Raw genomic sequence first — 20,602 nt, forward strand, 5'->3', positions numbered from 1 at the left:
AGAAGAGGACGAGAAGCGGCATGGATGAGTTTGTGTGGGAAGATCGTACGCTGCGCCAGCAGGTGCTGAACAGATTTGGAAACAGCACGGGGATGTGCTACCAGCTCTACCACTTTGGGGAGAAGACCTTTTATTTTTCCGACAACATCGATGCACTTCTGGGGGAGAATGTCCACAAGTCCTACTCTCTGGAGCAGTGGTACCAGGCCATTTATGAGGATGACCGGCAGCGGCTGCGGCGGTATGTGAAGGATGTCTTTGAAAAGTCGTGGGAGCGGTACAGCTTCAACTACCGCCTTCGGAACCGCTGGGGGCAGCTGGTGTGGGTGAGCAGCAGCGGAACCTGCACCTTTGACCGTTCGGGCAATCCCAAGTACTATCTGGGCTCCATGGTGGAGATCAACGGTCGGGAGGGGGACGGCAGGGGCGGCCGGCAGGCGGAGCTGATGCAGACCCTTCGGGATGTTCACAGTCGGGGACAGGAGGGCTATCTGCTGATGGTGGATGTGAACCACCTCAGCCAGATCAACCTGAAATACGGCCGGGAGTTTGGAGACGGAGTGCTCCAGGCCCTGGCGGACGCCATGGAGGAGGGAGACGGCCGCTTCTCCCGCCCCTTCCGCAGCAGTGGAAGCTGCTTTTGCACCCTGGCCGCCGGGGTGGACCGAGAGGGCGTTGAGGCCTACTTCCATCGCCTTCAGCAGTGCATGCAGGGACAGTGCAGCCTGTCGGGGGGCTGCGTATCCCTGCAGGAGTATCAGGTCCCGGACAGCGAGCTTCTCATCCACTATGCAGAGAACGCCCTGGATACGGCCAAGCTGACGGCGGAGAAGCCCCTGGCCTTCTTCAACCCCCAGGATTACGAGCGGAAATTAAGCGCCATTGAGCTGCAGATGGACCTGGAGGCGGCGGTCAAGAATCAGCTTGCCGGCTTTTCCGTCCGTTATCAGCCCCAGGTCCGGTCCGAGACCTTCCAGCTGACCGGAGCCGAGGCCCTGCTCCAGTTTGTCTCCCCGCGGCGGGGGGCGGTGCCTCCGGCGGAGTTTGTGCCCATCCTGGAGCGCACCGGCCTGATTGTGCCGGTGGGGCAGTGGGTGCTGGAAACCGCGCTGGAGCAGTGCCGGACGTGGCGGCGGAAGATTCCCGGGTTCCGGGTGAGTGTCAACATGTCCTATGTGCAGCTGCGCCGCCCGGAGATTCAGGACGAGGTGCTGTCGGCCCTGCGGGAGAAGGACGTGCCGGGGGATGCCCTGACCATTGAGGTGACCGAGGGCAGCGAGCTGCGGGAGTACACCTACCTCAACACCATTTTCAGCGCCTGGAAACAGGCGGGGGTGGAGATCTCGGTGGACGACTTCGGCACCGGCTATTCCAGCCTGGGCTGGCTGAAGGAATTGGCCATTGATGAGATCAAAATTGACCGCTGTTTCGTCCGGGACATCCAGCACAGCGCCTACAACCTGCGCCTGCTGTCCAACATCATTGAGCTGGCCCGGGGCGGAAGCCTCCGGGTGTGCTGCGAAGGGGTGGAGACCAGGGAGGAGCTGGCGGTGCTGGAGTCCCTCCAGCCCAGCCTGTACCAGGGCTTCTTCTTTTCCCGTCCCGTCCCACCGGAGGCGTTTGACCCGGAGGGGCTGCAGCAGGACCTGCTGGCACGGTGCCGCCAGGTGGGGGAGAGTCCGTGTCCCATCGGCGAAAAGAAGAGTGCGCCCCTGGTGCTGGAGCGGACCATTCTGGAAAAAACGGAGGACGCCATTTCCCTGTGCGACGTCCGGACCTACGAGCTCTGTTACCTCAACCCGGCGGCCCAGCGGATGTTCGGCATTCGGAATTACCGGGGAAAGACCTGCTATCAGGCCCTGCGGGGAAAAGACACCCCCTGTGACTTCTGTCCCAACGGAACCCTGCGCCACGACTCCTTCTACGTCTGGGAGGACAGCATTGAGTACTGCGGCCGTCATTTCCTGCTGAAGGACAAGCTGCTGGACGTGGGGGACAGAACCCTCCGCCTCCAGGTGGCCATGGACATCACCAAGAAGGAATACGTCAGCCGACACACCCGGGAGCGGCTGGAATTTGCCGATCACATTGTGGGCTATGTGGATCTGCTCAGCCGGCAGAAACACTGGCACCAGGCGGTGGAAGCGGTGCTGGCGGCCATGGGAGAATTTTATAAGGCCGACCGGGCCTATCTGTTTGAGACCGCCCCGGAGGGGCGCGGGTGCTGGAACAACACCTTTGAGTGGTGCGCGCCGGGGGTGATCCCCCAGAAGGACAATTTGCAGCAGGTGCCGCCGGAGGCAGTGGCGCGGTGGCTGGAAGTGTTCCGGAACAAGGGCTCGGTGATCCTGTACAATCTGGAACCCCTGCGGAAAAAGTACCCTCTGGAGTGGGAAATCCTGGACAGTCAGGGCATTCAGCGCGTGCTCTCTGTCCCGCTGATGCTGGGCGGACAGGTGGCGGGCTTCATTGGAGTGGACAACCCCCGCTACGCCATCCAGGACGACACCCAGGCCCGGGTGCTGGCCAGCTTTATGACGGCCCGCTTCCGGCGTGAGCGAAAGGAGTGGCAGGAGTAATCCTGCCCCATTGCCCGGAGAAGCAGGGACTGCTGAACGCAAATACCGCCATCTCAAAGCGCGCGCCTTGGGATGGCGGTTTGTTTGCCCGGGGCACAATTTTGAAAAAACAGATGCCCGGCTGCAACAAAACCGGGGAGCCGGCTGTATAGTAAGTGTCACAGAAAGCAAAACGCCTGCATACAAGGAAAGAAGGATGATGACAATGTTGAAGAAAAAGACATTAACGGCGATGTTTTCCCTGGCACTGGCCGGCACCATGGTACTCCCCGCCCTCGCAGCGGAGGCGATTTCCGCCCGGCAGGGGGAGGCAGATCTCAAACCCCTGATTGCAGAGGCCCCCGCTCTGAATCTGCCCCTGGCCGCCGACGAGCATCTGCTCACCCGGGCGGAGCTGGTTTCGGTCCTCCACGAGCAGGAGGGAAAGCCCAGCGTCAACTTTGCCATGCGCTACACCGATGTGGACCAGGAGGCGGAATACGCCGAGGCGGTCCGCTGGGCCACCAGCCAGGGTATTGCCTGCGGCTACGGCGACGGGACCTTCGGGCCGGACGACATGGTCACCCGGGAGCAGATGGCAGTGATTCTCTATCGGTACGCCCAGAGCAAGGACCAGGGCTTCACCGGCGCCTGGGCCGTCCCCCTTCCCTACGCCGATGCGGGTGAGGTCAGCTCCTTTGCCTATGAGGCGGTGTGCTGGGTCACCATGAAGGACGTCATGGGAGAGACCGGAGACAATCAGTTTGCCCCCGACAGCGGCGTGACCCACAGCGAGGCCAACCCCATGCTCCAGCAGTATTTCAGCGCGGTGGAGCAGACGGAAATTGCCAATCCCTTCCTGGAGTGCAAGACCATGGAGGAGGCCGCCCAGGTGGCCGGCTTTTCCATGGAGCTTCCCCAGGGAGCGGAGCCTGTGGCCATCCGGGCCGTGGAAGATGATATGATTGAGGTGCTCTGCCAGCTGGAGGCCGGGCCCGTCACCCTGCGTAAGGCCGTGGGCGATCAGGACATCAGCGGGGACTACAACCACTACGCCCAGATCGATGTTCAGGAGTGGAACGGCCGCACGGTGACCCTGAAGGGAAATGACGGCATGTTTATGACCGCCACCTGGCTGGACGGCGGCTACACCTATGCCGTCCGGGCCGAAGACGGTCTGGACCGGGATGGGATGTACGCCATCCTGTCCCAGATGCAGTAATCCAGCGGGGCCGCCCGGAGGAAACCGGCGCGGCCCCGCCATATAAAGGAGAACCGATGGCGTGTTGGTGAACGGGATGTATGATATGCCCGCGGAATGGAGCGGGCCGGTCCGCTGGCGGCGGGCACTGCTGCGCCTGTGGATAAAGGCCGCGGCGGTACTGGAGGCGGCCATGGCCGGGGAGCCCCGGAAGGCTGCCGCAGCCCTGGAACAGGAGGCGCGGAACCGGAAGGCCGAAGTGCTGCTGGATACCTATGGAAACCAGATCCTGCGCCTGGCCTACTCCTATCTCCACAACCTGGACGATGCGGAGGAGGTTTTGCAGGATACACTGATCCAATATTGGAACAAGGGGCCTGCCTTTGAAAACAAGGCCCATGAAAAGGCCTGGCTTTTGCGGGTGGCGGCCAATCTGAGCAAAAATCGCATCGCCTACAACAAGGTGCGCAGCACGGACGAGCTGAAGGAGACCCTGGCGGCGGAGCAGAGGGAGGACCTCTCCTTTGTATGGGAGGCGGTGAAGGAGCTGCCGGTGAAATACCGGGAGGTCATCCACCTCTTTTACTATGAGGGCCTCTCCACCGCCCAGATCGCCGCCGTTTTGCAGCAGAAGGAGTCCACCGTCCGCTCCCACCTGATGCGGGGGCGGGGCAAGCTGAAGACCATTTTGAAGGAGGGGTATGACGTTGAGGGAGGCATATAAGGAGATTATGGACCACATTGCCGTGACGGATGAGATGCGCGAACGGATTCTCCACAACCTTCGGGGGGGGACGAGCTCCCCGTCGGTGAGCAGGCCCCGCCGCCCCTTCGTGCCCATGCTGGCTGCTGCCGCCTGCCTGGCGCTGCTGCTGGCCGGCACCGCTGCCCTGCCCAGGCTCTCTCAGCTGGTGCAGGGGGACAACTCCTCCGGGGTACAGACCGGCATTCTGGACCGCCGGGAGGCTGCCTCCCTCCAGGAGCTTTCCCAGTTGGTGGGCTTTCCGGTGGAGGAGGTGGAGGAGGTGCCCTTCTCCGTCACGGAAATCCGGTACACCGCCTACGGCGGAACCATGGCGGAAGTTCAGTATAAGGGAGAGGAGCAGAGCCTCACCTTCCGGAAAACCGCGGAGGGCGGGGACCCCTCGGGGGACTATACCGCCTATCCCGACACACTGGTGCTGGAGCTCCCCTGGGGCACCGTCACCCTGAAGGGGGAGGAGGGGGCGTACCGCCTGGCCCTCTGGCAGGAGGCGTCCTATGGCTGCTCCCTCCAGTCCACCGCAGCCTACCCGGCGGAGGAGTGGACCGCCCTTCTGGAGTCCATTGGCTGAACCCTTTGAAAAGATATCCGACCCCGGCGCGCGCAAAACCAGCGCGTGCCGGGGCCGTTTCGTGTCTGTGGAGTGTGGGCGGCTCAGTCTGACGAGCGGCTCAATTGATCAAAGCAGTCCATCAGGGCACGGGCCGAGTCGGTGAGAAATTTCTGCTTGTGCCATACGATGTAGTTGTCCCGGACAAAGGGCTCGTCATCCACCTCCCGGGCGGCCACCATACCGGAGCGGATGGCGTCGGCCACCAGCCGCTCCGGCAGGAAGGAGATCCCCAGCCCCAGGTGCACCGCCCGGATGATGGCCTGGGTGCTGATGCTCTCCATGGCGGGGGTCAGGGGCAAGTCGTGGGAGGCAAACACGTGCTCCAAAAAGGCGCGGCCCATGCTGCCACGATCCCGGAGCAGGAAGGAGTCTCCGGTGAGCTCCTTCAGCTCCAGGTGCTCCTGCCGGACTCTGGGGTCGTCGGGAGGCAGAATCAGCACCAGCCGGTCGGGCCCGATGGCCTGACGGTCCAGCTGGTCATGGAGAATGCCCCCTTCGATGATGGCAAAGTCCAGCTCATTGTCCAGAAGGGCCTGCTGCAGCACGGTGCCGTTGGAGATGGTGGAGCGGACCTGCAGCTCAGGGTGGGTCTTCTGAAACTGCACCAGGGCCTGGGGCAGCAGGCTGTTTCCGATGGCCACCGTGGCCCCGACACGGAGAAGCCCCAGCTTGTCCCAGTCCCGCAGCCCCTTCTCCATCTGGTCGAAGGAGTCCACAATGTGTACCGCATAGGAATAAAACACGTTGCCCATCTCGGTGACGTAGAGCCTGCGGTTCATGCGCTCGAACAGGCGGATGCCGTAATAGGACTCGATTTCCTGAATGGCGCGGGTGACGGCGGGCTGGGTCATGCACAGCTGCCGGGCGGCCTGGGTCATGTGCTGAGTCTGGTAGACGGTGAGAAAAATCTTCATGTGGCGAAGGGTCATGGGGCCGTCCTCCTATCCATGCTATTTTTGCTATTGATTAAATAAAAAGATAGCATTTTACTTATTGATCTTCTACGGATATAATAGCAGGGAAAGGAGCGGAAGGCTATGGCAAAGGAGAAAAAACCGGGTGTTTTGCTGAAATTATTTTTCAGTATGCTGTATATCAGTGCCTTCACCTTTGGAGGCGGCTTTGTGATTATCACCTTTATGAAGCGGAAGTTCGTGGATGAGCTGGGTTGGATTGACGAGCAGGAGATGCTGGATCTCACTGCCATGGCCCAGTCCTCTCCCGGGGCCATCGCAGTCAACGCCGCCATCCTGGTGGGCTGGCGGGTGGGAGGCTTCGCCGGAATGTTGGTGGCGGTGGCGGGTACTGTGCTGCCCCCCATCACCATTTTGTCGGTGATCTCCCTCTTTTACGCCGCCTTTGCCGCCAACCCCTATGTGGCCCTGGTGCTGAAGGGCATGCAGGCGGGAGTGGCCGCGGTGATTCTGGATGTGGTGTGGGGGCTGGGGGCCGGCGTGGTAAAGACCAAATCTCCCATCCACCTGTTGGTAATGGCCGCCGCCTTTGTGGCCACCTTTGTCTATGGCGTCAACGTAATCTATATCATTCTGGCCGCCGCCCTGCTGGGCGTGGTGCTGGCCCTGCTCCAGCGGAAGAAGGGAGGGGAAGTCCAATGATCTACGCACAGCTTTTCTGGAGCTTCCTCCAGATCGGCCTCTTTTCCGTCGGGGGCGGCTATGCCGCCATGCCCCTCATCCAAGCTCAGACCGTTCAGATCCACGGCTGGCTGACCATGAGCGAGTTCACCGACCTGGTTACCATCGCCGAAATGACCCCCGGCCCCATCGCCATCAACTCGGCCACCTTTGTAGGTATCCGCATCGCCGGGCTGCCTGGGGCGCTGATCGCCACCCTGGGGTGTATTTTCCCCTCCCTGTTCCTGGTGTCCCTGCTGGCCTTTGTCTACTACCGGTACAAGAATCTCTCTCTGCTCCAAAGTGTCCTGGCCAGCCTGCGTCCGGCGGTGGTGGCCCTCATCGCCGGAGCGGGACTGTCCATCCTCCTCCAGGTGGCCTTCGGCGGCGGAGAGATGGCCCTGGCCAACGCCAACTGGGTGGGAATCCTGCTTTTTGCCGCCGCCTTTGGAGTGCTGCGCCTGCTGAAGTGGAATCCTATCCTGGTGATGGCCCTGTGCGGCGTGGGCAACCTGCTGGTGGGGCTGCTGCTGTAAAAAGAAGCGCCAGGCGACCTGCCCGGACCAAATCGACATAGCCGAACCGAATGAAAGCCCCGTTCCCGTTGGGAACGGGGCTTCTCTGCGTGAAAAAACGGAATTTATACGGTGGAGCGAAGGAAACCAGGCTTTGCAGAAAAATGACCAGCATGTGGGCCTTGCGCGGAAACGTGGGCTGTCCATAATTGCGTGACGCCCTCAGTTCCTGGGGAGCAGAAGGGGACCGCAGGACAGTATCCCTGCACCGTAACGAAAAAGAAGGGACCGGATGCTGTCAAGTATTGGGTTCCTTCTTTGGCTCTGTCTGGAAAAACTTGGGGGCAGCCCGGTTTCCTGCGACGGGAAAAATTAAAAGACTGCCAGAATTCCTGCAAAAAATACAGCCGGACTTGCATTTGTGTGTTATACTTTTATTGGTACTAAGCTACACCGCTGTGTTTCGGCCGCATGCCCTGATGGCGGCCGGACCCTGTGATGATAAATAAGGGAAAGGAAGATTGAATATGGCACGGGAGAAAACAGTGTCTAAGAAGCCCGCAGGAGCGGAGACAGCGCCAGTGGAGGAGAAGACCCCCGCCGCCGTGAATGTCCTGTCGGAGAAAGCGGCTGTACCTGCCGCCGTGGAGAAGAAGGCTGCGCCCGCAGAGGAAAAGACGGCGGGCACGGAGAAGAAAACAACTGCGGCCCGGAAAAAGACCGCTGCTGCCTCCAAGAAGACTGCAGCCGGAAAGAAGACCACCGCAAAGAGAACCACCGCTGGAACAAAAGCGGCTCCCGCGACGGAGGAGAAGGTCGCCGCCCCCGTGGAGCTCAAGGCCGAGCCTGTGAAGGAAACTGCTGCCCCTGTGGAGAAGAAGGTTGAGCCTGTGAAGGAAGCTGCTGCCCCCGTGGAGAAGAAGGCAGAGCCTGTAAAGGAAGCCGCCATCCCCGTGGAGGTCAAGGCCGAGCCTGCAAAGGAAGCCGTCGCCCCTGTGGAGGTCAAGGCGGAGCCCGCCAAGGAAGCTGTCGCTGCCCCTGCGGAAGGCAAGAATGAGACGGGGAAGAAAAAGACTGCGTCCGCAGAGAAGACCGCCTCTGGTGCGAAGAAGGCCGGGACTTCCGGCAAGAAGCGTGCTTCGGCCAAGAAGGCGGAGCCCGAGGAGAAGAAGGACGAGCCTGTCGTCACCGTGGAGGAGACCGCCCCTGTGGAGGAGTCCGCTCCCGTGAATGAGGTGTCCAACCTGCCCCGCCGGAGCATTGCCTTCATCGGCTCGGAGTGCCACCCCTTTGTGAAGACGGGCGGCCTGGGTGACGTGATGTACGCCCTGCCCCGGGAGCTGGCCCGGCTCAACTGTGACGTGCGTGTGATTCTGCCCCGCTACGCCTGCATCCCCAAGGAGTACCAGGACAAGATGGTCTACCGGGGCGAGTTCTACATGGACCTGGGCAAGACCGGCCGCAACTACTATGTGGGCATCATGGAGTACATCTGGGACGGCGTGGTGTACGACTTCATTGACAACCAGGAGTTCTTCACCTCCGGTAATCCCTACACCAACCTGGTGGATGACATCCCCAAGTACTGCTTCTTCAGCAAGGCAGCTCTGGCGGCCCTGAACTACATGAACTGGATTCCCGACATTGTCCACTGCCACGACTGGCAGGCGGCTTTGGTGCCCGTCTATCTGCGCACCCTGTTCCGGGATACCCCGGTGGGCCGCGCCAAGTCCATCCTCACCATTCACAACCTGCGCTTCCAGGGCGTCTACAACATCCCCACCATCCAGTACTGGTCCGGCCTGCCCCGGGAGGTTTTCGGCATGGGCGCTCTGCAGCAGAACTGGGTGGACGCCAACATGCTCAAGGGCGGCCTGGCCTATGCCGACCGCATCACCACCGTCAGCGGCACCTACGCCGGAGAAATTCAGACCAGCGAGTACGGCGAGGGCCTGGAGGACCACCTGCGTTACCACAGCGGCAAGCTCCGCGGCATTGTGAACGGCATTGACTACGGCATGTGGAACCCGGAGACCGACCCCGCTCTGGCGGAGAACTACGGCCTGGGCAACGTGCTGGACCACAAGATGGCCAATAAGCTGGCGCTGCAGAAGGAGCTTGGCTTGGAGGAGAATACGGACAAGTTCGTCATCGGCCTTGTTTCCCGGCTCACCGACCAGAAGGGTCTGGACCTGGTCAACGCCATTGTCCCCCAGATTCTGGACGGCAACACCCAGATGGTGGTGCTGGGCACCGGCGACAAGCGGTATGAGGACGCCTTCCGGTTCTATGAGGACGCCTACAAGGGCACTTTCAGCGCCTGCATCCAGTATGACGAGGCCCGGGCCCACCGCATCTACGCCGGCGCCGATGCCCTGCTGGTGCCCTCCCGCTTTGAGCCCTGCGGCCTGACCCAGCTCAACGCCATGCACTACGGCACCCTGCCCATCGTCCGGGAGACCGGCGGCCTGAAGGACACCGTGGAGCCCTACAACGAGTTCACCGGTGACGGCAACGGCTTTACCTTCGACCGCTACGACGCGGGCCTGCTGCTGGGTGCCATCAACCGGGCCAAGACCCTCTACTTTGATAACCGCTACCACTGGGATGAGGTGGTCCAGCGGGATATGGATAAGGACGTGTCCTGGGAGCTGTCCGCAAGACAGTACAAGGACCTCTACCTGGAGCTCACCCAGTGGTAAGCGGCCGGCCGCTTGACCGGGCAGATGCCAGACAATCATAAGAAACAGAAAACGCCTGTGCAGCCTTGGGGCTGCACAGGCGTTTCTTTGCACCAAAAAAGCAGGCCAGGCAGAATCTGTTTCTGCCTGGCCTGCTTTATAGGAAAGGAGGGAAAATCAAACAGACAATGCCCGCCCATAAAAGGCGGAAGGGGACTCGCTCAGAGAGCGATGTCTTTTACGGCGGCATCCAGGGCGCTGCGGAGGAACCGGTTGTTGTCGGCCAGAATCTGCTTCCAGTCTCCTTCCGGCGCATACCAGAACTCGCCTACAAATTGCCGGACGCCCAGCTCCAGACAACAGCGGGCTACCGTGGGAAAATCCACGTGGCCCTCGCCGAAGGGAACCTCCCGGAACACGCCGGGACGGGTTTCTTTTAAATGGGCGGCGGCAAAATGTCCGCGGCCCAGAGCAATATCCTGGCAGACGTCGTACTGGTACAGCACAGCCGCGTTGGTGAGGTTCCCCATATCGGGATAAATCTGAAGGTATGGGGAGCGGATTTCATCCACCCAGAACATGGCCTTCTGGACGGTGTTCATAAACTGGGTTTCCATGGTTTCAAATCCCAGCATAACTCCGCGGCGGGCCGCATATGCCACCGCTGTGCGGAGCCCCTGGGCAAAGAACTGCCTGGTCTGGGGTGTGGAGGGCTCATAATAGACGTCATACCCCGCCAGCTGAATCAGCCGGATTCCAAGGGCGGAGGCCAGATCCACAGCCTTTTCCAAAATTTCCTGGCTCTTTTGCCGGATTTCCGGATCCGGATGCCCCATAGGAAAGCTGCGGTGTCCGGACAGGCAGATGGAACGGATGGGCACCCCGGTTTGCTGCTGGTCCAGCCAGAGACGATGCAACTCCTCTGGAGTCCAATCCAGACGGCTCAGCTTTTCCGGGCTTTCATCGATGGACAGCTCCAGATAATCAAAACCTGCTTGCTTGGCTGCCTCCAGCTTTTCGCGAAGGGAAAGGGTATTGGGCATGCTTTTCTCATAAAGCCCCAGGGAATAACATGGCATAAGCGGACCCTCCATGATAAAAATATGGTTCCGGTTCGGATGAGACAGGCTGTGGTGAGCGCGGGGCATATCGGCACCGTGTCAGGACAGACAGCACGGCCGCGCTATGCTGCAGATTTTCGGGGATTATCGCTGGCCGTAATAAGCGTGGGCTCCATGCTTGCGCAAATAGTGCTTGTCCAAAAGCTCCTGCTGCATGTGGGGCGGACGCTGGAAGTGGGGGAAGGACAGCGTATGCCATGCAATCCTGGCGCAGGTTTCCAGAACTGCTGCGTTATGGACGGCGTCAGAAGGGGAGGTTCCCCAGGCAAAGGGGCCATGCCCATAGACCAGAACGGCGGGCATCTGGTTGGGATCCAGGTCGGAGAAACGCTCCACAATGACTTTTCCGGTCTCCCATTCGTAGGAACCCTGAATTTCTTCGGGCCTCATGGGGCGGGTACAGGGGATTTCCCCATAGAAGTAGTCCGCATGGGTTGTGCCGAGGGCGGGGATCCCCACGCCAATTTGGGAAAACGTGGTGGCCCATTCGCTGTGGGTATGTACGATACCACCGATCTGAGGGAAATTGCGGTATAACTCAAGGTGTGTGTCGGTATCTGAGGACGGATTTAAATGTCCCTCCACTCGTTTGCCCGTCTCCAGGGAAACCACCACCATATCCTGCGCCGTAAGTTGTTCATATTCCACGCCGGAAGGCTTGATCACCATTAACCCCTGTTCACGGTCAATTCCGGAGACGTTGCCCCAGGTAAAGGTAACCAGACCAAGGGCGGGCAGCTGAAGATTTGCTTCCAGCACCTGCTGTTTCAGTTCTTCCAACATAGATGTTCACTCCTTTAATTTTTCCTGCAGATGGTCCCGCACATAGGGAATAAGCAGAACCAGCTCAGAAAGTGGATAAACTGGGGGATATACGGAAGCGGGTGATCGTTTTAGTTCATAACAAAAGCGAGGCAGACGGGATATGATCCTGATGGCTGCCTCGCTTTTTATTAAGAAATAAAAGGTCGAGGAACCGGGGCAAGGACCTGCCGGCTCAGTGGATGATATAATATGCGACCTCGTCAATTTCACGGTTGGCAGAGAGGAGAATATCCTTCCCGTCGACCCGGTCATAGAGAACATTTGCAGCGCCGACGTCATGGTCGATCACCGTATAGGCGTAATCTCCGGGCTCCGGGCCCTTGTGGTACAGGGCCAGAAGATCCCGCTCACCTTTGCGGGCGCCCAGAACCGCACAGTCCAGCCCGTTCAGCTGCGCACAGCAAATGGCGTGCCCAAACTGGAAGGGACGATCCAGCGCGTAGACTTGCTGATAGCCATTGGGAGAATCGTGATAGACCGAAACAAAATCGCCGTGAAAGGGCTCCAACGTTACAAGCTCAGGCAGCCCGTCGTGGTCCAGGTCAACCAGGAGAGCGTCACTGATGGGCTTGTCCAGAAGCTGCCGAATGGTCCATTGCCCCTGAGGAGACTCGGGGGGGATAAACAAATAGACGCCGCTGTCGGCGGTGACCAGACCGGCTTCGGTATTCTCCAGCTTGACACGGCAATAGCCGTGATTTTGGGTAAGGTTGTCTTTGAGGACCGTCAGAGCAAGAGGGGACTGAACAGACTGAGGGAAGTCGGGAGAAAGCGCAGCGGCGTAGACCTTGCCCGGGTGCGTCCAGTCATCTTTGTAATCTCTCCCTGAACAGAGGGTGCATGCCAAAAGGTATTGCACGCCGTTACGAGTCAGAAGATCAAACCGGTGCACATGAGGCAGTTCAGCCAGAGTTGTTACCTTCCAGGGACCAGGGTGTTCAGGCGGCTCTACCAATACAATGCTGGCCTGCTTGGAGTCATTGGGAGAATACATGCGGTGGGTTGCCAGGAATTTTCCGTCGGTTCCGGGAATCCACACCATAGACATGGTGCCGCCGGGTTCTGACCAAATTTCCTCCTCCACATTGCCGTGGGTATCCACCAGCAGACACGAATAATTTTTTTCCGAGGCCACCAAATAGTGCAGTTTGTCACGATAGCGAAGGGGAGCCAGACAGTAGCATTTTGTCAAATGGGTGACAAGTTTTTTCTCAATGTTCATAACGATCACTCCTGTCCAAATAACGCGTTAATTATATGTCCGAAACATGAAAATGTCAAGTCGTAAAAACTGAAAAAACACAAAATATGAAAGAGTAATGATAGTTTATTGACAATTAAAACTAACATATGCTATAATCCAAGAAAACGGGCATAAAAATGGGCGGAATGAGGCGTATTACATGAAAAAATATGATTTTATGAGTTTCGGTGAGCCCAATATTCGGTTTACCCCCCCGGATCATGACCGGTTAGGGCAGGGAGATACCTTACAGCTTGGAATTGCGGCTGCGGAGCTGAATTGTTGCGTTAATATTTCAAATATGAGCGTGGAACGACTGATTCCCCGACTCCGCACCGCTTACATCACAAAGCTGGTGGACAACTGGACCGGGCAATACATTGTAAACCGTGCCCAGATGTATGGCGTGGACATGAGCAATGTAGTGGTCGAACCCTTTGACAACATTGGCCGCACGCGCAATGGCTTGGCATTTGTGGAAGTAGGGATTGGTCCCAGACCCAGTTATCAAATTTACGATCGGGGCCATACAGCGGTAAGCAAGATTGCTCCGGGCGAAATTGACTGGAAAAGGGTGCTGGACACCCGGTGGTTCCATACCACCGGCATTGTGGCCGCGTTGGGGGAACATACCGGTGACGAGGTGGTAGCAGCGCTTAAGGCGGCCAAGGAAAATGGAGCATACACCAGTTATGATTTGAACTATCGCAGCACGCTTTGGGACATAGAGGAGGCGAGGAAAGTCGCCGAGGCGGCGATGCCCTATGTGGATGTGCTGTTTGGAATTGAAGCAGGCGCGGTATTGGGAATTCACAATGAGGAAGGGGAAGACAACTACTTCAGTGAGGACCCGGAGGATTATCGCAAACTTGCTCAAAAGATTATGCAGAAATACCCCAATTTGATGGCAATGGGGGCGTCACTGCGTCAGGTAAAGACGGCCTGCATCAATGATTGGCAGACCTGTATGCTGACAAGAAACGGGTTTTTCCTCTCCCCCAAGTATGAGAACGTGGAGATCCAGGATCGGATTGGAAGCGGAGACAGCTTTGCGGCCGCCATTATATGGGGATTCCTGGAAGGGCATGAGGAGCAGGAAATCATCGACTTTGCAGGCGCATACTCTGCCCTGAGCCATACGGTACGGAACGACTGGAATCTGGTCAGTCGGGAAGAGGCATATGCCCTGGCACGGGGAGGAAGTGCTCGGGTGAAACGGTAATCCGATTTTGTGGTGATAGGCGATTTAATGCATAAAATAAGAACCCCCGGCAGGAAGCCACAAACTTCCTGCCGGGGGCTTTGTTATGGGAATAAAGGGGGAGGGAGGCATGCGTTCAGTCGGGCTGATCGGCAAAAATGACCTGAACGCCGCAATCCTGAATTTTGCGGATTTCCTCCTCGTCTGCTGTGGAGAGGGTAACCAGAATATCAATGTCCTGAATGGGACAGGTAATAAAGCTGTGCGAACGGCCGATTTTGCTGGGATCTGCGGCTACAATGTGCTTTCCTTCGCAGTTGTGGAGCATGATATTGTTGATTTCACGCTCCTGATGCAACGTTGTAGTAATTCCGTTGGCAGCAGAAATACCGCTGACACCCAGAATGCAAGAGGTGGCAATCACACGGGAGAGGGAGTCCTTGGCAATACTGCCCACCATGGACTGGGTGCGGACAAAGTGTTCTCCGCCGGTAATGGTCATTTCCACGTCAGCGGGACGCTCTACCAGCGCGATGGCAGCGTTGTTGGTAAAAACATGGAGATGTTTGTTGGCCACATAACGCAGAAGGTATAGCACAGTGGTTCCCGAATTCATGAACACAATTTCGTCATTTTCCAGTAAGGTAGCCACTTTTTTGCAAATCAGGTCCTTTTCTTCGGCGTGCAGTGCCTGCCGGGTAAGAATTCGCTGCGAAAACAGCCCGGGGGAAGAGAGATTCAATTCGGGTTCTGAATTCGGAAGCTCCTCAGGCTCCTGGGACATGCGCACGCCGCCGAAGACGCGTTTAAGCTGGGCAGTATGCTCCAGGGCGTTCAGATCACGTCGGATGGTCACTTCGCTGACGTTAAAATGACGGCTTAAATCTCGGATGTATAACAGCTTTCCGGACTGGAGCTGTTCTAAAATTTGTTGCTGCCGTGCTTGCACGTTTTGCAGAGAATTTTTCATGACATCAACAGCTTTCCTTTTATTTCTAGATACTTGGCTACACCTGACACATTGTGCCTAGCCCCGTATTCGCACTTAAAAGACTATAAGTTAATCATAAACAAGAACAAAAGATTTGTCAAACAAATTATTCCAGCACTGGGAAAAAACTTGGCAATACGGCCTGAAGCCTTGAAAATCAGGCGATGCAGGGAAACTAAACCTATGGCGAGATGAAACATAAAATAGACGTAAAACGATAGAAAAAGATTCGTATTGCACAGATAATTGAAAGATGCGACTTGACACACACGTAAATTGAGTATATAATACAAAACAACACAGAATAAAGTAGAAAAAATAAGAAAAATATATAAATATATGAATGATATAAGAAAAAAGACGGTTTTCTGTGGGAGGAGGAACATTTACGAATGGCAAAAGTAGATGAAATTACCAGAGAGTCCTGGATTCTGGATACGTTCCCGGAATGGGGGACATGGCTCAATGAAGAGATTGAGGCCGCAGTCGTTCCCGAAAACACCTTTTCTATGTGGTGGTTAGGCTGTACCGGAATTTGGCTTAAAACGCCGGGTGATACCAATCTGTGCATTGATTTCTGGTGCGGTGCGGGAAAGAAAACGCAGGCCAATCCCTATATGAAAGCGAATCATCAAATGGCCAAGATGTGCGGCTGCAAAAAGCTTCAGCCCAACCTTCGGACGGCGCCTTTCGTACTGGATCCCTTTGCAATCCGAAAGGTGGATGCGATTTTAGCCACCCACAATCACAACGATCATATCGATGTCAATGTGGCGGCCGCTGTTTTGCAGAACTGCGATGACAGTGTTCTCTTTATTGGGCCGCAGAAGTGTGTGGACAAGTGGGTTGGCTGGGGCGTACCGGCAGAGCGGTGCCGGGTCGTGGCTCCGGGCGATACCTTGACGGTTGGAGACACGGAGATTGTGGTGTTGGATTCCTTTGACCGCACGGCTCTGATTACCGCTGACGATGGGGAGACATTTAAGGGAAAGCTGCCGGAGGATCTGGGCATCAAGGCGGTGAATTATCTCTTCAAGACACCGGGTGGAAGCCTGTATCACAGCGGGGACTCCCACTACTCCAATTACTATGCCAAGCATGGCAACGAGCATCAGATTGATGTGGCGTTGGGATCTTACGGTGAGAACCCCAGAGGAATTACCGATAAAATGACCGCTTCCGACATTCTGCGTATGGCGGAAGCCCTCCGGGCCAAAGTCATTATTCCCTTCCATCATGATATTTGGTCCAATTTCCAGGCCAATCCGGAAGAAATTATGGTTCTTTACAATATGAAGAAGGAGCGTTTGGAATACCAGTTTACCCCGTTTATTTGGCAGGTCGGTGGTAAGTTCTCTTATCCGCAGGACAAAGACAAACTGTATTATCATTACCCCAGAGGGTTTGATGATTGCTTTGCTACGGATACAGACCTTCCCTTTACGGCGTTCCTGTAAAAAGGAGGGGTAGGACGAGGAAGTACCGCAGCGATCCAAAGGAATATAAAAAAGATGAGGAGGAGAGTCCATGAAAACCAATTTGAAGCGGCTGATTGCCTTGTTTCTGACTGCGGCAGCCTTAAGTTCTCTGGCAGCCTGCGGTTCACCCAGCTCCAGCGGATCTCAGGGAAGTTCCGGCAGTACGAGTTCCGGTGACGGTACTCTGGCAGAAGAGCAGAAGATCGTTTATAACTGCGTGGAGTCCAGCTCCTATGACCCCATTCGGGATGAGCAGACCGGAGAGACGGTTGCTCAGATGTTTGAGGGCGTGTATTGCTGGGATCAGGGCGAACTGGTTCTTGGCCAGGGCAAGAGCGTGGAAGTATCGGAAGATGGCCTTACCTATACCATCACGCTGAGAGACGACATCTATTGGAGCGATGGTGAGCCCGTCACCTCGGACGACTTCATTTATTCCTGGATGCGGGAGCTGGATCCCAACACCGCGGCCAAGTACGTGAACAATCTGTACTGCATTGAGAACGCCCAGGCCTATAACAGCGGTGAGTGCGACGCTTCTGAAGTTGGAATTAAAAAGGTAGACGACAAGGTGTTTACCGTTACCCTTTCCGCTCCCTCTGTCTGCTTTGAGGAGCTGCTTGCGTTTAAGTGCTACCTGCCGGTGCGTCAGGACATCGTGGAGACTTATGGCGAGTCCTGGTCTCTGAGTCCTGAGACCTGCATTGGCAATGGTCCCTTTAAGATGGTTTCCTATACTCCGGCTGAGAAGATGGTTCTCCAGAAGAACGAGCATTACTACGGAGCCGACGATATCATCATTGAGGAGCTGGAGATCCGCTTTATCACCGAGTCTTCCGTGGAGCAGATTGCCTATGAGACCGGCGATATTCAGATCGCGGTCAAGCCTACCGCCGAAACCTGCCAGAAGTATTCGGATGAGGCCACTTATCTGACCAAGCTTTCTACCATGTGGCTGGTGGTGGATTGCCAGGATGATGTGCTTCAGGATCCCCGTGTGCGTCAGGCACTGTCCATGGCCATTGATCGCCAGGCCCTGTGCGATATGCTGGGCGGCGGAGAGACGCCTGCCTACAGCATCGTACCCAAGACCGAGATGGATTACAGTGCCGACGAGTACTTTGTAGACGTGTACGACCCCTATTTCTCCGAGAGCGTCGAGGAGGCCCAGGCCCTTCTGGCCGAGGCAGGCTACCCCGACGGCGCGGGCTTCCCGGAGATCAGCTACGGCACCAGCAGCGGCACGGAATATGAGAATGTGGCCCAGGCAATCTGCGCCATGTGGAAACAGAATCTGGGCATTACCTGTAACATCCAGGTTGAGGATTCCTCTGCATTTATTTCCCACCGCAAGGAGCAGGGTTACTTCGATGTGGCTCGCTACACCATGGCCGGTTCCTATTCCGATCCCATCGTTCCCCTGGCCCTGTACGGCAGCACCGACAGCGCCAATGACTCCCACTATGCAAACCCCGAGTACGACGCTCTGCTGGAACAGGCCCGGGCCGAGGGTGACATGGACAAGAAGTTTGATCTGTATCACCAGCTGGATCAGATGCTGACTGAGGATGCTGCGGTGATTCCTCTGTACTACCCCAGCTTGAAGTATTTGATTAAGCCGACGGTTCAGGATGTGGGAATCAACAGCACCGGCATGCTGGAATTTAAGTCTGCTTACGTCTTAGCGGGCTGAAAAAACGGATTAGTCCCCTGTTCATAAACTAACAAGACAGATTCGCTGTATATGGCAGCCCACTGTATACAGCGAATTTTTATATCTTGAAAATTTCTGCGCTCCTGTATCGTCCGCCGGAGGCCCTTTTAACACTTGGACAAAGGAAATATGGGGATCCGGTTAGCATTTGCATTTCATAACATCAAACAGCGAGGTTTCTGGAGGCTTTTACTGTGCCCTCTTTTTTCACATTTCGTTAGGAATCCACCATGGCCTGCCAAAAGATAGTATTCGGTTTTCAGGCAAGGCATAGTCTCTTTAGGAGACGGCTTGAGAAAGGGGGACAGAACGAGCAGGCACCATAGTGCGCCCATTGAATGAAATGAGAAGATGAGGAGGAAAGAAAGTCCATGAAAACCAATTTGAAGCGACTGATTGCCGTATTCCTGGCCGCGGCAGCCTTAAGTTCTCTGGCAGCATGCGGTTCACCTGCCTCCAGTGGATCTCAGGGGAGCGCCGGGAGTGCCAGCTCTGGCGAGGGCACCTTGGCAGAGGTGCAGAAGATTGTGTACAACTGCGTGGAGTCCAGTTCCTATGACCCCATTCGGGATGATCAGTCAGGAGAAATCGTTGCCCACATGTTTGAGGGTGTGTACTGCTGGGATCAGGGCGAATTGGTTCTTGGCCAGGGCAAGAGCGTGGAAGTATCGGAAGATGGCCTTACCTATACCATCACGCTGAGAGACGACATCTATTGGAGCGATGGTGAGCCCGTCACCTCGGACGACTTCATTTATTCCTGGATGCGGGAGCTGGATCCCAACACCGCCGCCAAATATGTACACAACCTGTACAGCATCAAGAATGCCCAGGCGTACAACAGCGGTGAGTGCGATGCGTCCGAGGTTGGCATTGAAAAGGTGGATGACAAGGTATTTACCGTAACCCTTTCCGCTCCTTCCATCAGCTTTGAGGAACTGCTTGCGGGTAATTCCTATCTGCCGGTGCGTCAGGACATCGTGGAGACCTATGGCGAGTCCTGGTCTCTGAAGCCTGAGACCTGTATCGGAAATGGTCCCTTTAAGATGGTTTCCTATACTCCGGCTGAGAAGATGGTTCTGCAGAAGAACGAGAATTATTACGGCGTGAACGATATCATTATTGAGGAGCTGGAGATCCGCTTTATTACCGAGTCTTCCGTGGAGCAAATTGCCTATGAGACCGGTGATATTCAGATCGCGGTCAAGCCCACGGCCGAAACCTGCCAGAAGTACACGGATGAGGCTACTTATTTGCCCAAACTTGCTACCATGTGGCTGGTGGTGGACTGTCAGGGCGATGTGCTTCAGGATCCTCGTGTGCGTCAGGCACTGTCCATGGCCATTGATCGTCAGGCTCTGTGCGATATGCTGGGCGGCGGCGAAACGCCTGCGTACAGCATCGTCCCCAAGACGGAGAAGGATTACAGTGCCGACGAGTACTTTGTGGATGTGCACGGTCCCTATTTCTCGGAAAATGTTGAGGAAGCGCAGGCCCTTCTGGCCGAGGCGGGCTATCCTGGCGGCGCGGGCTTCCCGGAGATCAGCTACGGAACCAGCAGCGGAACGGAGTATGAGAATGTAGCCCAGGCAATCTGCGCCATGTGGAAGCAGAATTTGGGCATCACCTGCAGCATCCAGGTTGAGGATTCCTCCGCCTTTGTCGCCCACCGCAAGGAGCAGGGCTATTTTGATGTGGCTCGCTACACCATATCCAGCACTTGCTCCGATCCCATTATTCCCTTGGCTCTGTACGGCAGCACCGACAGCAACAATGACTCTCATTATGCCAACGCTGAGTACGATGCATTGCTGGATCAGGCCCGGGCAGAAGGCGATGTAGGCAAGCGGTTTGATCTGTATCACCAGCTGGATCAGACGCTGATTGAGGATGCCGCAGTGATTCCTCTGTATTATCCCAGTTTGAAGTACCTGATTAAGCCGACAGTTCAGGATGTGGGAATCAGCAGCACCGGCATGCTGGAGTTTAAGTCCGCTTACGTCTTGGCGGGCTAACAAAAAACAGGGCGGTTCCCTGTTCATAAGCTAAAAAAACAGATTCGCT

The 20,602-nt window shown here is 56.6% G+C and carries 16 protein-coding genes; 11 read left to right on the forward strand and 5 right to left on the reverse strand.

Annotated elements, in window-relative coordinates; genetic code table 11:
• Nucleotides 1-20 precede the first annotated feature (20 nt).
• The 4 genes from DWX58_RS09400 to DWX58_RS09415 all read left to right on the forward strand — a co-directional run bounded on the left by DWX58_RS09400 (nt 21) and on the right by DWX58_RS09415 (nt 5,093).
• Nucleotides 21-2,579, forward strand: a complete 2,559-nt coding sequence (locus DWX58_RS09400) for an EAL domain-containing protein (protein ID WP_118643268.1) — start codon at nt 21-23, stop codon at nt 2,577-2,579.
• 205 nt (nt 2,580-2,784) lie between these two features.
• Nucleotides 2,785-3,780, forward strand: coding sequence for an S-layer homology domain-containing protein (locus tag DWX58_RS09405; protein WP_158579242.1), 996 nt, complete (start codon nt 2,785-2,787; stop codon nt 3,778-3,780).
• 85 nt (nt 3,781-3,865) lie between these two features.
• Nucleotides 3,866-4,483, forward strand: coding sequence for a sigma-70 family RNA polymerase sigma factor (locus DWX58_RS09410; RefSeq protein ID WP_243093402.1), 618 nt, complete (start codon nt 3,866-3,868; stop codon nt 4,481-4,483).
• Nucleotides 4,467-5,093, forward strand: a complete 627-nt coding sequence (locus DWX58_RS09415; protein ID WP_118643272.1) for a hypothetical protein — start codon at nt 4,467-4,469, stop codon at nt 5,091-5,093. The genes DWX58_RS09410 and DWX58_RS09415 overlap by 17 nt, the downstream gene beginning before the upstream one ends.
• A gap of 83 nt (nt 5,094-5,176) precedes the next feature.
• Here DWX58_RS09415 and DWX58_RS09420 read toward each other — a convergent pair whose 3' ends face one another.
• Nucleotides 5,177-6,064, reverse strand: a complete 888-nt coding sequence (locus DWX58_RS09420) for a LysR family transcriptional regulator (RefSeq protein WP_118643274.1) — start codon at nt 6,062-6,064, stop codon at nt 5,177-5,179.
• Nucleotides 6,065-6,172: 108 nt separating this feature from the next.
• On the opposite strand from DWX58_RS09420, the gene DWX58_RS09425 reads away from it, so the two are divergent.
• The 3 genes from DWX58_RS09425 to DWX58_RS09435 all read left to right on the forward strand — a co-directional run bounded on the left by DWX58_RS09425 (nt 6,173) and on the right by DWX58_RS09435 (nt 9,986).
• Nucleotides 6,173-6,751 carry a chromate transporter gene (locus DWX58_RS09425; protein WP_118643276.1) on the forward strand — a complete coding sequence of 193 codons (579 nt, stop codon included), beginning with the start codon at nt 6,173-6,175 and terminating at the stop codon, nt 6,749-6,751.
• A complete protein-coding gene (locus DWX58_RS09430) occupies nt 6,748-7,305 on the forward strand; it encodes a chromate transporter (RefSeq protein ID WP_118643278.1) in 558 nt (185 codons plus the stop codon). The genes DWX58_RS09425 and DWX58_RS09430 overlap by 4 nt, the downstream gene beginning before the upstream one ends.
• Nucleotides 7,306-7,811: 506 nt before the next feature.
• Nucleotides 7,812-9,986: a glycogen/starch synthase gene (locus DWX58_RS09435; RefSeq protein WP_347559168.1), complete on the forward strand. Its 2,175-nt coding sequence runs from the start codon at nt 7,812-7,814 to the stop codon at nt 9,984-9,986.
• 200 nt (nt 9,987-10,186) lie between these two features.
• On the opposite strand, the gene DWX58_RS09440 is transcribed toward DWX58_RS09435, so the two are convergent.
• The 3 genes from DWX58_RS09440 to DWX58_RS09450 all read right to left on the reverse strand — a co-directional run bounded on the left by DWX58_RS09440 (nt 10,187) and on the right by DWX58_RS09450 (nt 13,133).
• On the reverse strand, nt 10,187-11,044 hold the full coding sequence (locus tag DWX58_RS09440; RefSeq protein WP_118643280.1) for an L-ribulose-5-phosphate 3-epimerase: 858 nt from the start codon (nt 11,042-11,044) through the stop codon (nt 10,187-10,189).
• Nucleotides 11,045-11,170: 126 nt separating this feature from the next.
• Nucleotides 11,171-11,869 carry an L-ribulose-5-phosphate 4-epimerase gene (locus DWX58_RS09445; RefSeq protein WP_118643282.1) on the reverse strand — a complete coding sequence of 233 codons (699 nt, stop codon included), beginning with the start codon at nt 11,867-11,869 and terminating at the stop codon, nt 11,171-11,173.
• Nucleotides 11,870-12,083: 214 nt separating this feature from the next.
• Nucleotides 12,084-13,133: a hypothetical protein gene (locus tag DWX58_RS09450; protein WP_118643284.1), complete on the reverse strand. Its 1,050-nt coding sequence runs from the start codon at nt 13,131-13,133 to the stop codon at nt 12,084-12,086.
• Between the two features lie 181 nt (nt 13,134-13,314).
• Between DWX58_RS09450 and DWX58_RS09455 the strand changes: the two genes are divergently transcribed.
• Nucleotides 13,315-14,376 carry a sugar kinase gene (locus DWX58_RS09455; RefSeq protein WP_118643286.1) on the forward strand — a complete coding sequence of 354 codons (1,062 nt, stop codon included), beginning with the start codon at nt 13,315-13,317 and terminating at the stop codon, nt 14,374-14,376.
• A gap of 115 nt (nt 14,377-14,491) precedes the next feature.
• Here DWX58_RS09455 and DWX58_RS09460 read toward each other — a convergent pair whose 3' ends face one another.
• Nucleotides 14,492-15,325 carry a DeoR/GlpR family DNA-binding transcription regulator gene (locus tag DWX58_RS09460; RefSeq protein ID WP_118643288.1) on the reverse strand — a complete coding sequence of 278 codons (834 nt, stop codon included), beginning with the start codon at nt 15,323-15,325 and terminating at the stop codon, nt 14,492-14,494.
• 413 nt (nt 15,326-15,738) lie between these two features.
• Between DWX58_RS09460 and ulaG the strand changes: the two genes are divergently transcribed.
• The 3 genes from ulaG to DWX58_RS09475 all read left to right on the forward strand — a co-directional run bounded on the left by ulaG (nt 15,739) and on the right by DWX58_RS09475 (nt 20,553).
• Entirely contained in the window at nt 15,739-16,803 is a 1,065-nt protein-coding gene (gene ulaG, locus DWX58_RS09465; RefSeq protein WP_118643290.1) for an L-ascorbate 6-phosphate lactonase, read from the forward strand.
• 70 nt (nt 16,804-16,873) lie between these two features.
• Nucleotides 16,874-18,517, forward strand: coding sequence for a peptide ABC transporter substrate-binding protein (locus DWX58_RS09470; protein WP_118643292.1), 1,644 nt, complete (start codon nt 16,874-16,876; stop codon nt 18,515-18,517).
• Between the two features lie 392 nt (nt 18,518-18,909).
• Nucleotides 18,910-20,553 carry a peptide ABC transporter substrate-binding protein gene (locus DWX58_RS09475; protein ID WP_118643294.1) on the forward strand — a complete coding sequence of 548 codons (1,644 nt, stop codon included), beginning with the start codon at nt 18,910-18,912 and terminating at the stop codon, nt 20,551-20,553.
• Nucleotides 20,554-20,602 lie beyond the last annotated feature (49 nt).

The organism is Pseudoflavonifractor sp. AF19-9AC (genome assembly GCF_003478995.1).
Taxonomy (GTDB): domain Bacteria; phylum Bacillota; class Clostridia; order Oscillospirales; family Oscillospiraceae; genus Lawsonibacter.

What these genes read in the sequence shown, in the direction of transcription:
- DWX58_RS09425 (WP_118643276.1), top strand. Translation starts at nt 6,173, where the DNA reads ATGGCAAAGGAGAAAAAACCGGGTGTTTTGCTGAAATTATTTTTCAGT.
- DWX58_RS09455 (WP_118643286.1), top strand. Translation starts at nt 13,315, where the DNA reads ATGAAAAAATATGATTTTATGAGTTTCGGTGAGCCCAATATTCGGTTT.
- ulaG (WP_118643290.1), top strand. Translation starts at nt 15,739, where the DNA reads ATGGCAAAAGTAGATGAAATTACCAGAGAGTCCTGGATTCTGGATACG.
- DWX58_RS09430 (WP_118643278.1), top strand. Translation starts at nt 6,748, where the DNA reads ATGATCTACGCACAGCTTTTCTGGAGCTTCCTCCAGATCGGCCTCTTT.
- DWX58_RS09410 (WP_243093402.1), top strand. Translation starts at nt 3,866, where the DNA reads ATGCCCGCGGAATGGAGCGGGCCGGTCCGCTGGCGGCGGGCACTGCTG.
- DWX58_RS09445 (WP_118643282.1), bottom strand. Translation starts at nt 11,869, where the DNA reads ATGTTGGAAGAACTGAAACAGCAGGTGCTGGAAGCAAATCTTCAGCTG.
- DWX58_RS09440 (WP_118643280.1), bottom strand. Translation starts at nt 11,044, where the DNA reads ATGCCATGTTATTCCCTGGGGCTTTATGAGAAAAGCATGCCCAATACC.
- DWX58_RS09435 (WP_347559168.1), top strand. Translation starts at nt 7,812, where the DNA reads ATGGCACGGGAGAAAACAGTGTCTAAGAAGCCCGCAGGAGCGGAGACA.
- DWX58_RS09460 (WP_118643288.1), bottom strand. Translation starts at nt 15,325, where the DNA reads ATGAAAAATTCTCTGCAAAACGTGCAAGCACGGCAGCAACAAATTTTA.
- DWX58_RS09475 (WP_118643294.1), top strand. Translation starts at nt 18,910, where the DNA reads ATGAAAACCAATTTGAAGCGACTGATTGCCGTATTCCTGGCCGCGGCA.
- DWX58_RS09470 (WP_118643292.1), top strand. Translation starts at nt 16,874, where the DNA reads ATGAAAACCAATTTGAAGCGGCTGATTGCCTTGTTTCTGACTGCGGCA.
- DWX58_RS09400 (WP_118643268.1), top strand. Translation starts at nt 21, where the DNA reads ATGGATGAGTTTGTGTGGGAAGATCGTACGCTGCGCCAGCAGGTGCTG.
- DWX58_RS09405 (WP_158579242.1), top strand. Translation starts at nt 2,785, where the DNA reads ATGTTGAAGAAAAAGACATTAACGGCGATGTTTTCCCTGGCACTGGCC.
- DWX58_RS09420 (WP_118643274.1), bottom strand. Translation starts at nt 6,064, where the DNA reads ATGACCCTTCGCCACATGAAGATTTTTCTCACCGTCTACCAGACTCAG.
- DWX58_RS09450 (WP_118643284.1), bottom strand. Translation starts at nt 13,133, where the DNA reads ATGAACATTGAGAAAAAACTTGTCACCCATTTGACAAAATGCTACTGT.